Here is a 13,997-nt window from a genome sequence, read left to right on the forward strand (position 1 = left end):
GGTGCTCCGGCTGACGCTGCGCAACCTCGCCGCGCACAAGGTGCGCCTGCTGATGTCGACGCTCGCGATCGTCCTGGGCGTGGCCTTCCTGGCCGGCGTACTCACCTTCTCGCACGGGCTCGACCGCACCTTCTCCGGCATCATCAACGGCTCCACGCCCGACGGCCAGGTACGCCCGACCAACAGCGCCAGCTCGGCCGAGGCCAGCCGCCCCGGCAGCGGCGGCGCGGCCACTCTGGGGCCGGCGGCCATCGAGAAGCTGCGTACGCTGCCGGAGGTCGCCCGCGCCGACGGCGTCGTCCAGGGCGCCGGGCTCTACGTGCTCGACTCCGACGACAAGCTGGTCAGCAGCTCGGGTGCGCCGACGCTGGCGTTCAACCGCACCGGAACCCCCAACCTGCTCGGCGAGCCGTCGCTCGAGCTCATCCGCGGGAGCTGGCCGACCGCGGACAAGGAGCTCGTCCTCGACGAGGCGACCGCGGAGAAGGCCGGTTACCAGGTGGGCGACTCCGTCACCCTGATCGCACCCCAGGGCGAGACCCGCCGCAAGGTCACCCTCACCGGCACCGCCTCCTTCAACGGCGGTGGCACCGCGGGCGCGCAGCTGCTGATCTTCAGCACGGCCGGTGCCCAGAGCCTGTTCACCGACGGCAAGGACGTCTACTCCGGGATCTCGTTGACCGCCGCCCCCGGCGTCTCCCAGAAGGAGCTCGTCGAGGCCGCGGAGACGGTGGTCCCGCAGGGGTTCGAGGCCGTCACCGGCGACAAGATGGTCGAGGAGTCCGAGGACGCGATCGGCGAGTTCCTCGACGTGATCTCGGTCTTCCTGATCGTCTTCGCGGTGATCGCGGTCATCGTCGGGGCCTTCATCATCGTCAACACCTTCTCCATCCTGATCGCGCAGCGCTCCCGCCAACTGGCGCTGCTCCGCGCCCTGGGGGCCTCCCGCCGCCAGGTCACCGCCTCGGTGCTCTTCGAGGCGCTGGTGATGTCGCTGATCGCGGCCACCATCGGCGTCCTCGCCGGCTGGGGGCTGGCCCACGCCCTGGCCGCCGTCTTCCGTCAGGCGGGTCTGGAGATCGCCTCCGACGTCCTCGTCCTCACCCCGCGTACCATCTGGATCTCCTACGTCGTGGGCGTCTGCGTCACGCTCGCCGCGGCCCTGCTCCCGTCTCGTCGGGCGGGCAAGGTCCCGCCGGTGGCGGCGATGCGCGAGGACACCCAGCCTCCGGCCAGATCCACCGTCCTGCGTACGTCGGTGGGGCTCGTCCTGCTGGCCGCCGGGCTCGCGATCGCCGCGGTGCCGCGGGTCGGGGCCCCGGAGATCACTCTCCCCGGCGGCTTCGAGGTGCCGACCAGCCCGGCGCTGTGGGTGGGCGTCGGCGCCGGGATCTCGATCCTCTCGGTCGCCTGGATCAGCGCGTTCCTGGGCCGCCCGGTGCTGGCGGCGCTGCGTACGGTCTCGGGGGCTGTCTTCGGGATGACCGGCAAGCTGGCCGGCCAGAACGCGATGCGCGACCCGCGGCGCACCGGCGCCACCGCGTCGGCGCTGATGATCGGCCTGGCGCTGGTCTCGCTGATCGGCGTGCTCGCCGCCTCGATGAACGCCTCGATCTCCGATGTGGTCGAGGAGCAGTTCAAGCCCGACCTGGTCGTGCAGAGCCCGACGTTCACCCCGTTCCCGACCTCGATCGGCGACGAGATGGAGAAGGTGGAGGGCGTCGCGACCGTCTCTCGTTCCCAGATCGCCCAGGCCGTCGTCGGCAAGGTGGACCTGCAGAACCCGAAGAAGAACGAGGTCGAGTTCCTCTTCGGCGTCGACGAGCACCTGTCACAGGTCTATGACCTCGAGGTGCTCGAGGGCAGCGAGGACGTCAAGCCCGGCCAGGTGCTGGTCACCGACGAGGCCGCGAAGGAGCACAAGTGGCAGCTCGGTGACCGCATCGACCTCACCTTCGTCAGCGGCCGCCAGCAGCGCCCGCAGATCAGCGGGATCATCGCCCGGACCCAGGTCACCGGCGACATCACGGTGCGCATCGAGGACCTGGTCGCGGCCAAGGTGCCGCGCGAGGACGCATCGCTGAGCATCATGCTCGCCCGCGGAGCCGACCAGGCCGTCGTCCACGACCGTCTCGACAAGCTCGTCGAGGACCGTCCTGTGGTCGCGGTGCAGGACAAGGAAGAGTTCGCCGAGTCGATCAAGGGGCAGGTCAACCAGCTGCTCTACATGATCTACGGCCTGCTCGCGCTGGCGATCGTGATCGCCGTGATCGGCATCGTCAACACCCTCGGCCTCAGTGTCATCGAGCGCACCCGCGAGATCGGGCTGCTGCGCGCCATCGGCCTCTCCCGCGGACAGCTGCGCCGGATGATCACCCTGGAGTCGGTGACGATCGCGGTCCTCGGCGCGGTGCTCGGGCTCGCACTCGGGGTGCTCTTCGGGGTGCTGCTGCGCGACGCGCTGCGCGACGACCTCACCAGCCTGTGGGTGCCGCTCGACCAGCTGGCCATCTTCATGGCGATCGCCGTCGTCGTCGGCGTCCTGGCCGCGCTCCTCCCGGCCATCCGCGCCGGGAGGGAAGACGTCCTCAAGGCGATCGCCTCGGAGTAGTGTGCCTCGGGTGAGCACCGAGCACTCCGTAGACCTGCCCGAACCCACTCTCCGCATCAAGGAGCCGGAGACGGCCGCGGTCGGACTCCCCGGCGTGGCCCACTCGATGGAGTACGCACTGCGCGAGATGGGCCCCAGGCGCAGCCTGCAGACGCTGCTCAAGGTCAACCAGGTCGGCGGCTTCGACTGCCCCTCGTGCGCCTGGCCGGACCCCGACCACCGCAAGGCGGCGGAGTTCTGCGAGAACGGTGCCAAGGCGGTGGCCTGGGAGGCGACCCGCAAGCGGGTCGACCGCGCCTTCTTCGCGGCCAACTCGATCGCCTCGCTCAATGAGCGCGACGACCACTGGCTGGAGTCGCAGGGCCGGCTGACCGAGCCGATGTACGTCGCCCCCGGCGAGACGCACTACTCCCCCATCACCTGGTCCGACGCGATCGCGCTGATCGCCGACCGGATGCGCGCGGCCGACCCCGACCGTTCGGTCTTCTACACCTCCGGCCGGGCGTCCAACGAGGCCGCGTTCGTCTACCAGCTGCTCGCCCGCCAGCTCGGCACCAACAACCTGCCCGACTGCTCCAACATGTGCCACGAGTCCAGCGGCACCGCGCTCGGCGAGGTGATCGGCATCGGCAAGGGCACGGTCACCTACGACGACCTCGCCGAACACTCCGACCTGATCTTCGTGGTCGGCCAGAACCCCGGCACCAACCACCCCCGGATGCTGACCGCGCTCGAGTCCGCCAAGGAGAACGGCGCCAAGGTCGTCTCGATCAACCCGTTGCGCGAGGCCGGGCTGGGGCGGTTCCGCAACCCCCAGACCGTACGCGGCGTCACCGGCGTCGGCACCCAGCTCGCCGACGTCCACGTCCCCGTGCAGGTCAACGGCGACCTGGCGCTGTTCGCCGGGATCAACAAACTGCTCGTCGAGCGCGACGCCATCGCGCACCCCTTCATCGAGGAGCACACCGACGGCTTCGAGGTCGCGGCGCAGGCGTGGGCAGCGATGGAGTGGGACGAGATCACCCGGCTCAGCGGCATCTCCCGCGAGGAGATCGAATCGCTGACCGACCTGGTCGAGTCCCGCGAGCGCGTCATCGTGTGCTGGGCGATGGGTCTGACCCAGCACAAGAACTCGGTCGCCACGATCCGCGAGATCGCCTCGTTCCTGCTGCTGCGCGGCAACATCGGCAAGCCCGGCGCGGGCGCCTGCCCGGTCCGCGGCCACTCCAACGTGCAGGGCGACCGCACGATGGGCATCTGGGAGAAGCCGCCGGCGTGGTTCCTCGACGCGGTCGGTGCCGAGTTCGGCATCACGCCGCCCCGTGAGGAAGGCTTCGACGTGGTCGCCGCGATCGAGGCGATGCGCGACGGCGCCGTCGACGTCTTCCTCGCTCTGGGCGGCAACTTCGCCGCCGCGACCCCCGACACCGCCGTCACCACGGCCGCGCTGGCCAACGTCGGCCTCACCGTCCAGATCTCGACCAAGCTCAACCGCAGCCACCTCCACCACGGCCGCGAGGGTCTGATCCTGCCCTGCCTGGGCCGCACCGAGCGCGACGAGACCGGCGGCCGCGAGCAGTACGTCACCGTCGAGGACTCGATGGGTATGGTCCACGCCTCTCACGGCCGGCTGCTTCCGGGCTCGAAGGAGCTGCGCAGCGAGGTCGGCATCGTCTGCGCCATCGGCGAGGCGCTCTTCGGCTCGGACAACGGCGTCGACTGGGCGACGATGGGCTCGGACTACTCCCGGATCCGCTGGCACATCTCCGCGGTGATCCCCGGGTTCGAGGACTTCGAGACCCGGCTGAAGGCCCCCGGCGGCTTCGCCCTGCCCAACGGCCCCCGCGACTCACGCACCTTCAACACCACGACCGGCCGGGCCCGGATCACCGCCAACCCGCTGACCGCGGTCTCGGCTCCCCCGGGCCACCTGCTGCTCCAGACCCTGCGCTCCCACGACCAGTTCAACACCACGGTCTACGGCTACAACGACCGCTACCGCGGCATCAAGGGCGGGCGCCACGTCGTCTTCGTCAACCCCGAGGACCTCCGCGAGCTCGGCATCGCGGATGGCGGCACCGTCGACATCGTCTCGGTCTGGACCGACGGCGAACGCCGGGCCGAGGGCTTCCGCGTCGTCGCCTACGCCACCCCTCGCGGCTCCGCCGCGGCGTACTTCCCGGAGACGAACGTCCTCATCCCGCTCGACTCCTACGCCGACGGCAGCCGCACCCCGACCTCGAAGTCGGTCGTGGTCCGCCTCGACCCGCGCCGAGTCGGCTCGTCCTGACCTGAAATCCGGTCGAGTCGGCTCATCCTGACCGCAATCCCTGCCGAGTCGGCGCGTCATGACGCGCCGACTCGACAGGTTGTGGGGCGTCGGAATTACTTTGCCGGGGCCGGTGTTGATGCCTAACGTGATGAGCATGTTCCGCGTGGTTTCCGAGCACCACCTGTCAGGCACGAGCCTGACGGGCGCTCCCACGTGGGCACCGTCAGTCGATTGCACCGGCGCGCGAAGCTGACCCTCCTCCTGCTCTGCAGGACCCGCGGAGGAGGGTGGCCCGCACCGGCCCCCTCATCGCGGTGACAGCGCTGTGAGGGCTTGCCGGAGGGTCCTGGCTCACCCCGAAATCTTCTGACACACAAAGGAACTCTCATGGCCAAGGGCCAGTTCGTGCGGACCAAGCCGCACCTCAACATCGGGACGATGGGTCACGTCGACCACGGCAAGACCACTCTGACCGCCGCGATCACCAAGGTGCTCGCGGAGCGCGACCCGAGCGTGAACCGCTTCATCGCCTTCGATGGCATCGACCGTGCTCCGGAGGAGCTGCAGCGCGGGATCACGATCAACATCTCGCACGTCGAGTACGAGACCGCGACCCGGCACTACGCGCACGTCGACATGCCCGGGCACGCCGACTACGTGAAGAACATGATCACCGGCGCCGCCCAGGTGGACGCCGCGATCCTGGTCGTCTCCGCGCAGGACGGCGCCATGCCGCAGACGCGCGAGCACGTGCTGCTCGCGCGCCGGGTGGGCGTGCCGTACCTGGTGGTGGCGCTCAACAAGGCCGACACCGTCGACGACCCGGAGCTGCTCGACCTGGTCGAGCTGGAGGTCCGTGACCTCCTCTCCGAGTACGGGTTCCCCGGCGACGACGTACCTGTCGTCCGGGTCTCCGGACTGAAGGCGCTGGAGGGCGACCCGGAGTGGACCGCCGCGATCGGTGACCTGCTCGACGCGATCGACGGCTACGTGCCGGTGCCGGAGCGCGAGCTCGGCGAGCCGTTCCTGATGCCGATCGAGAACGTCGTCACCATCACCGGCCGCGGGACGGTGGTCACCGGTGCCGTCGAGCGCGGGTCGCTGAAGGTCGGCGACGCGGTCGAGGTCGTGGGCCTCGGCGCGACGATCACCAGCACGGCGATCGGGCTCGAGACGTTCGGCAAGTCGCTGGAGTCCGCGGACGCGGGCGACAACGCGGCGGTGCTGCTGCGTGGCGTCAAGCGCGACGAGGTCCGTCGCGGCCAGGTGGTGGCGCTGCCGGGCAGCGTACGGCCGCACCGGAAGTTCCGGGCGAACCTGCACGCGCTGTCCACCGCCGAGGGTGGCCGGCACACGCCGTTCGCCGCGGACTACCGGCCGCAGTTCTACTTCCGGACCACGGACGTGCCCGGCGGGATCGACCTGGGTGAGATCGCCCTGGTCACGCCCGGCGACACGATCGAGCTCGGGGTGGAGCTGGAGAAGCCGATCGCGATGAACGTCGGACTCGGGTTCGCGGTCCGCGAAGGCGGTCACACCGTCGCCGCCGGCACCGTGACCGAGCTTCTCGACTGAGCTGCTCGACGAGATGGGACGGCCCTCACCTGGTGGGGGCCGTCTCCCATTTCTCAGTCGCGGGGGCGCCACCGCTTCCACAGCGCCTCGCCCTCGGCACGGACCTTCCCGTCCCACTCCAGCCGCACCAGCGAGGTGATCTGGTCCTCGCTGGCGTCCTTGGTGGACGCGATCAGCGTGACCGGCTCCCGGAGCGGGGCCGGCCGCCGGTAGCGTACGTCGATCCCTGCGGTGACGTAGGCCAGCGACTCCCCCTCGGCAGGCATCCAGCCGTTGAGGAAGGCCTCCTGGTGCACCGCGGCGGCGCTGTGGCAGTCGAGGACGGTCGCGATGATCCCGCCGTTGAGGAACCCGCCGCCGTTGTCGTGCTGCGGCCACGGCTGGAAGGTCGCGGTCACGCTACCGTCCAGCTGCGGATAGCTCTTCAGCCGGAGCCCCTCGGCGTTGGCCGGCCCGCACCCGAAGCAGGTCATCGTCGGCCACCACTCGTCCTGCAACGCGATCATCTTCACCGCGCCACCATAACCACGATCAGCCGATCCCGGTCCGGAAGCCCTCGCGCCAGGTGGCGTACGACGGCGTCCAGCCGAGCTCCCGCTTGGCCTTGGCGTTCGAGGAGCCGCGCACGGAGGTCATCAGCGCGACCCCGAACTCGCCGATCAGCGGCCGGGCGAGCCAGGCCGGCAGCCGCATCGGGTTCCTGCCGCCGACCTCCTCGGCGAGGAGCGGGATCCACTGGTTCACCGGAGCCGGCTCGTCGTCGACGATGTTGTAGATGCCCGGCGCACCCCGGTCGAGGGCCGCGACGGTCGCGGAGGCCACGTCGTCGATGTGGACGAACGACCACACCCCGGTGCCACCGCCGACCACCGGCATCTTGCCCTTGCGCAGCATCTCACCGAGCGCTCCCTCGCGGGAGGTGGCGTTGCCGGGGCCGTAGAAGTTGCCGTAGCGGAGCACGACGCCTTCGAGGTCGGTCGCCGCGGTGACCGCGGACTCCAGGTGACGGATCGCCGCCAGGGTGCCGCGCGCCTCCTTGCCGGGGTCGACGATGAGCGGGGCGGTCTCGTCCTTGACCCAGCCGCCGGTGCGCTCGTAGGTCCAGCCGCCGCCAAAGCTCTGCGCGACGAACCGCCGCACCCCGGCCGCCCGGGACGCCGCCAGCAGGTGGTCGGTGCCCTCGGTACGCAGCCGGTTGGTCATCGCGAAGTCCTGGTCCCACTTCTTCAGGTTCCCGCTGAGCCCGCCCAGCGCGGTGAGCTGGTGCACGACCACCTCGGGCGCCGCCTTGGCGACGGCGTCGTGGACGCTCTGCGCGTCCAGCGGGTCCATCACGATCCCGGTCGCACCCATGCCGGCCAGGGTCTCGCACCCGGCCTCGTGCCGGGTCGAGCCGTAGACCTCGTGTCCGGCAGCCACCAGAAGCGGCACCATCCTGACGCCGACCGCCCCGGTTCCGCCTGCGATGAAGATACGCATCGTTCTGTTCCTTTCGTCGTTGTTGACCCCACCGACGAAACAACCTGCGCTCCTGTGACAGCTGGCGTAAGGTCCTGCACTCGTGGACCTCGCAACCGCCCATGACGGGCTCCGCCCGCTGATGTTCTCGATCGCCTACCGGATGCTCGGCAGCGTCGCCGAGGCGGAGGACGTCGTGCAGGAGGCGTTCCTACGGATGCATCGCAGCAGCGAGGAGGTCGACAACCTCGATGCGTACGCCACCACGGTGACCACCCGGATCGCCATCGACACCCTGCGCTCGGCCCGCCACCGCCGTGAGCAGTACGTCGGGCCGTGGCTGCCCGAGCCGATCCTCGTCTCCGACGAGGACCCGAGCCACCGCCTCGAGCTCGACGAGACCGTCAGCACCGCGTTCCTGGTCCTGCTGGAGTCACTCACGCCGGTCGAGCGCGCCGTGTTCGTGCTACGTGAGGTGCTGGGCTACGACTACGAGGACATCGCCCCCGTCGTCGACAAGAGCGCGACCAACTGCCGCCAGATCTTCACCCGTGCCCGCAAGCGGATCGCCGACGGCACGCCGCGGTTCGACCCGTCCCGCGAGCGCCGCGACCAGCTCGCCTCCCAGTTCGTCGCCGCGCTCTCCGCGAGCGACATCGCCGGCCTGGAACGCCTCCTCGCCGACGACGTCGTCTTCGTCGCCGACGGCGGTGGCCGGGCTCCCGCCATCCAGAAGCCGATGCTGGGCGCCGTCGCCGTCGCCCGCTTCCTGCTCGGGCTCATGCGTCAGGGCGAGCGCTTCGGCGTACGTCTGGAGCTCTCGCACGCCAACGGTCAGCCGGCGATGCTCACCCGCGGCGCCGACGGCGCCCTGCTCGGGGTCATCGCCCTCGACGTTGACGGCGGCCGGATCGTACGCATGCACAACGTCCTCAACCCCGACAAGCTCGGTCACCTGGGTGAGGTCGGCGACCTCTTCGCCCTGCTGGCCGAGCGCTGACCGAGCGTCAGCGTCCAGGCTCTACCCGTCCAAGAACGTACGCAGCGACTGGTCGACCAGCGGCCGCCCCAGCGTCCCCTCCGCCAGCGCGTCACGCAGCGCGGTGACCGAGTCGAGATCGGCGACGAGTGTCACCAGCTCGTCGACCTCCTCGCCGATCTCGGCGGGTGTGGTGGCCGCGACCGGCCGGTCGAGCAGCAGCGGGCAGTCGACCGGGCCGCCCTCCGGCTCCGGGTGGCCCAGGGCGGCGACCCAGCAGCCGATCTCATAGCGCAGCGGCGCGCTCGGCCCGGCGCCCTGGGCGCGCAGGTCGACGTACCAGACGATGTCGTCGGTCTTGGGGTCGCCGAGCCGGTGATGGCCCTTGCGCAGTGGCATGCCGCCCGTCTTGAACGCCTTGGTCGCCGCGGTCCGGGCTGCCTTCTGGTCCATCGCTGAGGTCACGGCCCTAGAAGTCGAGGTCGGTCTCGGAGAGCTGACCGCCCCCGGCGACGATGAACTCCTTGCGCGGAGCGACCTCGGATCCCATCAGCAGATCGAAGACCGCCGCGGCCTCGTCGGCATCGTCCAGCGTCAGCCGGCGAAGCGTCCGGTGGCGCGGGTCCATGGTGGTCTCGGCCAGCTGGTCGGCGTCCATCTCACCCAGACCCTTGTAGCGCTGCACCGGGTCCTTCCAGGTGATGTTCTTCTTCTTCAGCTCGGCGAGCTTCCGCTGCAGCTCCGGGTCGGAGTAGGTGTAGATGTACTTCTCCATCCCCTTCTTGGGGTTGGAGATCTCGATCCGGTGCAGCGGCGGGACCGCGGTGTAGACCTTGCCGGCGGCGATCAGCTCGGGCATGTACTTGAAGAACAGGGTCGCCAGCAGCGTACGGATGTGGGCGCCGTCGGAGTCGGCGTCGGCCATGAAGATGATCTTGCCGTAGCGCGCCGCGTCCAGGTCGAAGCTGCGACCTGTGCCGGTCCCGACCACCTGGATGATCGAGGAGCACTCGGCGTTCTTCAGCATGTCGCCGACCGAGGCCTTCTGGACGTTGAGGATCTTGCCGCGGATCGGCAGCAGCGCCTGGAACTCCGAGTTGCGGGCCACCTTCGCGGTGCCGAGCGCGGAGTCACCCTCGACGATGAACAGCTCCGCCCGGTCGTCGGTGGTGCGGCAGTCGGCGAGCTTGGACGGCAGCGCAGAAGACTCCAGCGCGTTCTTGCGCCGCTGGTTCTCCTTCTGCTGACGCAGCGAGAGCCGGGTCTTGGAGGCGGCGTACACCTTCTCCATCACCAGCTTGGCCTGCTGCTTCTGCGCCCCGCGCGACTCGGTGAGGAACGTCTTCATCTCCGCGGCCACGACCTTGCGCACCACGCTGCGGGCAGCCGGGGTGCCGAGGATCTCCTTCGTCTGGCCCTCGAACTGCGGCTCGGCCAGACGCACCGTCACCACCGCGGTCAGACCCTCGAGGATGTCTTCCTTGACGATGTCCTTGTCATTGACCTTGAGCACCTTGGTGGCGCGCATGGCGTCGTTGAACGTCTTGGTCAGCGCGTTCTCGAAGCCGCTGACGTGGGTGCCGCCCTTCGGGGTGGCGATCACGTTGACGAAGGAGCGGATCTCGTTGTCGTAGCCGCTGCCCCACCGCACCGCGATGTCGACGCCGAGCTCGCGCTCGACGTCCTGCGGCGTCATGTGGCCGGCGTCGTCGAGCATCGGCACGGTCTCGGTGAAGGTGTCCGAACCCTGCAGGCGGAGTACGCCACTGACCGGCTCGTCCTTGGCCAGGAAGTCGACGAACTCAGCGATGCCGCCGTCGTGGCGGAACTTCTCCTCGACCGGGTCATCGCCGGACAGGTCGCGGATGACCAGCTCGAGCCCGGGCACGATGAAGCTCGTCTGCCGGGCCCGGCCGAGCAGGCCCTCGAGCTCGAAGCGGGCGTCCTTGGTGAAGATCTGCCGGTCGGGCCAGAACCTGACCCTGGTGCCGGTCTTGCCCTTGGCGACTCGCTTGCCCTTGCGGGTCAGGCCGCTCTGCGGTGTGAAGGCGGCCGTCGGGCCGTCGCCGTCGAACACCCCGGGCACACCCCGGCGGAACGACATCCCCTGCTGGGCCGGCGAGCGGTCCACGTCGATGTCCATGCGACTCGAGAGCGCGTTGACGACCGAGAGGCCGACACCGTGCAGACCGCCGGTCGCGTTGTAGGAGCCACCACCGAACTTGCCGCCCGCGTGCAGCTTGGTCGCGACCACCTCGACGCCCGGGAGCCCGGTGCGGGGCTCCTTGTCGGTCGGGATGCCACGGCCGTCGTCGTAGACCTCGACCGAGCCGTCGGGGTGCATCGTCACCTCGACGTGGCCGGCGACTCCTGCCAGCGCCTCGTCGACGCCGTTGTCGATGATCTCCCACAGGCAGTGCATGAGGCCGCGGGTATCGGTCGAGCCGATGTACATACCGGGACGCTTGCGCACCGCCTCCAAGCCCTCGAGGACGAGGAGGTGCGCGGCGTTGTAGGTGTTGTCAGAGATGATCGGCTCCTGCGTAACTGCGTGGTACCCGGGGTACTGCGTGGGGGTGTTTCCTGGAAGAAATCTACCGTGCGACACGCCCGGGTCTCACGCAGGCACGCGGCAACCGCCCACGCGCCATCGGGCGGCACACGTACGTCGTGATCGGTCCGTTACGTGGAACTTGCGGGTTTCGATGCACGAAATGGTCAGTCGACAGGTAAGAATGTCTGTCACGGACAGCGATGTCCCGCGGGGTAGGTCCGACCCGGATCCCCAACCCGGAGCGACAACTGCAAGGATTAGAGGTGCGGCGGCGGTAAGAGTCCACGAGGAAACGCTAGCGATCTAGGGAATCTTCTAAGACTCACGTACGTTATCCCGGCGCAATCATGATTCAGAAATGAGGCCGATGTGACCACTGCCGTTGCCACCAGCTCGCCGCTCACGTCCGAGGACCGTTGCGACCGGTGCGGAGCGCAGGCCTACGTACGCGCGGAGCTCCACTCCGGCGGCGAACTGCTGTTCTGCGCCCACCACGCCCGCGAGCACGGTGAGAAGCTCAAGGAGATCGCGAGCTCGATCACCGACGAGACCCACAAGCTCACCGAGAAGAACTGACCCCACCCACCGACTCCCCGAAGGCCCGGACCACGACGGTCCGGGCCTTCGGCGTCTGCGGGGTGCCACAGGGCTAGGGTTCGCTCCGTGAGTCTCGTCGAAGTTCTCGTCGCGCTGGCCATCGCCTTCGGCATCGCCGGCATCATCGTCCCTGTCCTCCCCGGCGGAGCGCTGCTCGTCGCCGCCGCGATCCTCGGCTGGGCCATCTGGCTGGGAGAGTCCACCGGGTGGGTGATCTTCGGCATCTCGGCCGCCTTCATCGCCATCGGGCTGATCACCAAGTACGCCATCCCCGGCAAGCGCCTCAAGGACTCCGGGATGCCGCTGTCCACCCAGATCGTCGGCGCGGTCCTGGCCATCATCGGCTTCTTCGTGATCCCCGTCGTCGGCATCTTCGTCGGCTTCCCCGTCGGCGTCTTCCTCGCCGAGCTCCGCCGCCACGGCGGTGACGCAGGTGCCGCCTGGACCTCCACCTGGACCGCCCTGAAGGCGATGGGCCTGTTCATCCTGATCGACGCCACCGCCGCCACCTTCGCCACCATCACCTGGGTCGTGGGGCTCGTCATCACCCCGTAGTCGCCGGTTCGGGATACCCGGTCAACCGGGTATCCCTGCACTTCTCAGGCGCTGCAATGCCCGAGAAGTGCAGGAAATGGCGAACGCCCTCCCAGAAGTCCGGGAAGGCGTTCGAGGAGATCTTAGCCAGATTCAGTCGAGATAGTCGCGCATTAGGGACGAACGAACGCTGTAGGTGTCGTGCTCACCAGCCATCGCGGGCCAAGCGCTGTGGGCCGGAATATCACCGACTGACAATAGCGGCCCCGGCAGGTGTTGCAGCACCCGACCAGGGCCTAGGCACTCAACCTGAGAGAGCAGGTCCAGCACCGTGACCACATCTTCTACTAGCGCCGCACGGCCGCGCGAGGTCAACTGATGAGCGGGGAAGAGTCGGTCAACCCGCACGTCTTCCAGGTCGAGCCTTACGGCCGGCTGCTCCGACGCTACCGCTGGCGCTGCTCGTGTGGCGCGACCGGTAGCGGTTTCATCATGAAGACCAGCGCGGTCTTCTACGGCGACACCCACGCACTGCAGTCCGACCAAGTAACCCAGAGAGGTAGAACCATGACCAACACCATCGAGGAGGAGGCGCGGACCACGAGTTGGCGCGTCACCCGCAGCATCTCCAGCCGGTTCGACAACATCGAGGACCCGGCGGCCGAGGAGAAGGCATGGGCCGACTTCGGCTGCCGCATGCTGATGCACCTGTGCCAGAACCCCGACGAGTTCAACATCGCCCACCTCGACCTGCTTGCCCAGGCTCTCGGCGTGAAGCCGTCGGAGCTTGTCAAGGACGCCGAAGAGGACATCCGATGAGCGCCGCAGTCGCTGCCCGAGCGCTCTCGGCCTGCCCGTCCTGGTGTGAGGAGCCTGCCGGGCACCGGGACATCGACGAGGACGAGTTCGAGGACCCGACCGTGCGCACGCATAGGGGACAGCTCGGGCTGTTCGAGATCGCCATCACTGAAGGGCACTCGGACCTGACCATCGCGAGGTACCGCCGTGAGTACGGAGCGGAAAAGGTGGCCGAACTGACGGCGCCGACCGTCGACCTCTTCCTTGAGTCGAGGGGCCGTGACATCGAGGGTCCGGCGGCACTCCGCCAGCTCGCCGAGGACGCGCTCAAGGCCGCCGAGTGGCTCGAGTCGCAGTAGTAGCGCGCAAGAGGACCAGCAGCCCCGGGCATCTCGTCCGGGGCTGCTGTCGTTCCACCTAGAGGGCTCGGCGCCTCAGCGGGGCGACCGTCTCCCACTCGAGCGCAGAGTAGGTCCGCACGTCCTCACCGTCAGTGATCGTCAGTGCGCCGACGTCGTCCACCGAGCAGACAACTAGGTCGAGGTACTTCTTCTCGGTTCCGTCGGGGAAGGTCACCATGAACGCCATGCTCTGAGCATGGCATGACCGAGCGTCCACC

General features: G+C 69.0%; 13 protein-coding genes. 8 read left to right on the top strand and 5 right to left on the bottom strand.

Going from position 1 to position 13,997, the window contains the following annotated elements; translation table 11 throughout:
* Position 1: 1 nt before the first annotated feature.
* The 3 genes from ABT304_RS20975 (at position 2) to tuf (ending at position 6,458) form a co-directional block, all read left to right on the top strand.
* Entirely contained in the window at positions 2-2,611 is a 2,610-nt protein-coding gene (locus ABT304_RS20975; RefSeq protein WP_350718118.1) for an ABC transporter permease, read from the top strand.
* Positions 2,612-2,621: 10 nt separating this feature from the next.
* A complete protein-coding gene (locus ABT304_RS20980; RefSeq protein ID WP_350718119.1) occupies positions 2,622-4,901 on the top strand; it encodes an FdhF/YdeP family oxidoreductase in 2,280 nt (759 codons plus the stop codon).
* Positions 4,902-5,270: 369 nt separating this feature from the next.
* Positions 5,271-6,458: an elongation factor Tu gene (tuf, locus tag ABT304_RS20985; protein WP_350718121.1), complete on the top strand. Its 1,188-nt coding sequence runs from the start codon at positions 5,271-5,273 to the stop codon at positions 6,456-6,458.
* Positions 6,459-6,511: 53 nt separating this feature from the next.
* On the opposite strand, the gene ABT304_RS20990 is transcribed toward tuf, so the two are convergent.
* Positions 6,512-6,964 carry a PaaI family thioesterase gene (locus ABT304_RS20990; protein ID WP_350718236.1) on the bottom strand — a complete coding sequence of 151 codons (453 nt, stop codon included), beginning with the start codon at positions 6,962-6,964 and terminating at the stop codon, positions 6,512-6,514.
* Positions 6,965-6,989: 25 nt separating this feature from the next.
* Complete coding sequence (locus ABT304_RS20995) at positions 6,990-7,937, bottom strand: NAD-dependent epimerase/dehydratase family protein (protein WP_350718123.1); 948 nt, start codon at positions 7,935-7,937, stop codon at positions 6,990-6,992.
* Positions 7,938-8,019: 82 nt separating this feature from the next.
* Between ABT304_RS20995 and ABT304_RS21000 the strand changes: the two genes are divergently transcribed.
* The gene (locus ABT304_RS21000) at positions 8,020-8,916 is read left to right on the top strand and encodes an RNA polymerase sigma-70 factor (protein ID WP_350718124.1); all 897 of its coding nucleotides are present in this window, start codon (positions 8,020-8,022) and stop codon (positions 8,914-8,916) included.
* Between the two features lie 21 nt (positions 8,917-8,937).
* Here ABT304_RS21000 and ABT304_RS21005 read toward each other — a convergent pair whose 3' ends face one another.
* Together ABT304_RS21005 and ABT304_RS21010 are read right to left on the bottom strand one after the other, a co-directional pair.
* Positions 8,938-9,360, bottom strand: a complete 423-nt coding sequence (locus ABT304_RS21005) for a hypothetical protein (RefSeq protein ID WP_350718126.1) — start codon at positions 9,358-9,360, stop codon at positions 8,938-8,940.
* A 4-nt stretch (positions 9,361-9,364) separates the two neighbouring features.
* Positions 9,365-11,428 carry a DNA gyrase/topoisomerase IV subunit B gene (locus tag ABT304_RS21010; protein ID WP_502890398.1) on the bottom strand — a complete coding sequence of 688 codons (2,064 nt, stop codon included), beginning with the start codon at positions 11,426-11,428 and terminating at the stop codon, positions 9,365-9,367.
* 390 nt (positions 11,429-11,818) lie between these two features.
* Between ABT304_RS21010 and ABT304_RS21015 the strand changes: the two genes are divergently transcribed.
* The 4 genes from ABT304_RS21015 to ABT304_RS21030 all read left to right on the top strand — a co-directional run bounded on the left by ABT304_RS21015 (position 11,819) and on the right by ABT304_RS21030 (position 13,737).
* The gene (locus ABT304_RS21015; RefSeq protein WP_040756289.1) at positions 11,819-12,025 is read left to right on the top strand and encodes a DUF7455 domain-containing protein; all 207 of its coding nucleotides are present in this window, start codon (positions 11,819-11,821) and stop codon (positions 12,023-12,025) included.
* Between the two features lie 87 nt (positions 12,026-12,112).
* A complete protein-coding gene (locus tag ABT304_RS21020; protein ID WP_350718128.1) occupies positions 12,113-12,601 on the top strand; it encodes a DUF456 domain-containing protein in 489 nt (162 codons plus the stop codon).
* A 357-nt stretch (positions 12,602-12,958) separates the two neighbouring features.
* Entirely contained in the window at positions 12,959-13,399 is a 441-nt protein-coding gene (locus ABT304_RS21025; protein ID WP_350718130.1) for a hypothetical protein, read from the top strand.
* Positions 13,396-13,737 (top strand): hypothetical protein, encoded by a 342-nt coding sequence (locus ABT304_RS21030; protein ID WP_350718132.1) that lies wholly within the window; start codon positions 13,396-13,398, stop codon positions 13,735-13,737. The genes ABT304_RS21025 and ABT304_RS21030 overlap by 4 nt, the downstream gene beginning before the upstream one ends.
* Positions 13,738-13,795: 58 nt before the next feature.
* Here ABT304_RS21030 and ABT304_RS21035 read toward each other — a convergent pair whose 3' ends face one another.
* Positions 13,796-13,966, bottom strand: coding sequence for a hypothetical protein (locus ABT304_RS21035; RefSeq protein ID WP_350718134.1), 171 nt, complete (start codon positions 13,964-13,966; stop codon positions 13,796-13,798).
* Positions 13,967-13,997 lie beyond the last annotated feature (31 nt).

Source organism: Nocardioides sp. NPDC000445 (assembly GCF_040300245.1).
GTDB lineage: Bacteria > Actinomycetota > Actinomycetes > Propionibacteriales > Nocardioidaceae > Nocardioides.

Coding starts and splice junctions, on each gene's coding strand:
- tuf (WP_350718121.1), top strand. CDS start 5,271: ATGGCCAAGGGCCAGTTCGTGCGGACCAAGCCGCACCTCAACATCGGG.
- ABT304_RS20990 (WP_350718236.1), bottom strand. CDS start 6,964: ATGATCGCGTTGCAGGACGAGTGGTGGCCGACGATGACCTGCTTCGGG.
- ABT304_RS20995 (WP_350718123.1), bottom strand. CDS start 7,937: ATGCGTATCTTCATCGCAGGCGGAACCGGGGCGGTCGGCGTCAGGATG.
- ABT304_RS21025 (WP_350718130.1), top strand. CDS start 12,959: ATGAGCGGGGAAGAGTCGGTCAACCCGCACGTCTTCCAGGTCGAGCCT.
- ABT304_RS21030 (WP_350718132.1), top strand. CDS start 13,396: ATGAGCGCCGCAGTCGCTGCCCGAGCGCTCTCGGCCTGCCCGTCCTGG.
- ABT304_RS21035 (WP_350718134.1), bottom strand. CDS start 13,966: ATGGCGTTCATGGTGACCTTCCCCGACGGAACCGAGAAGAAGTACCTC.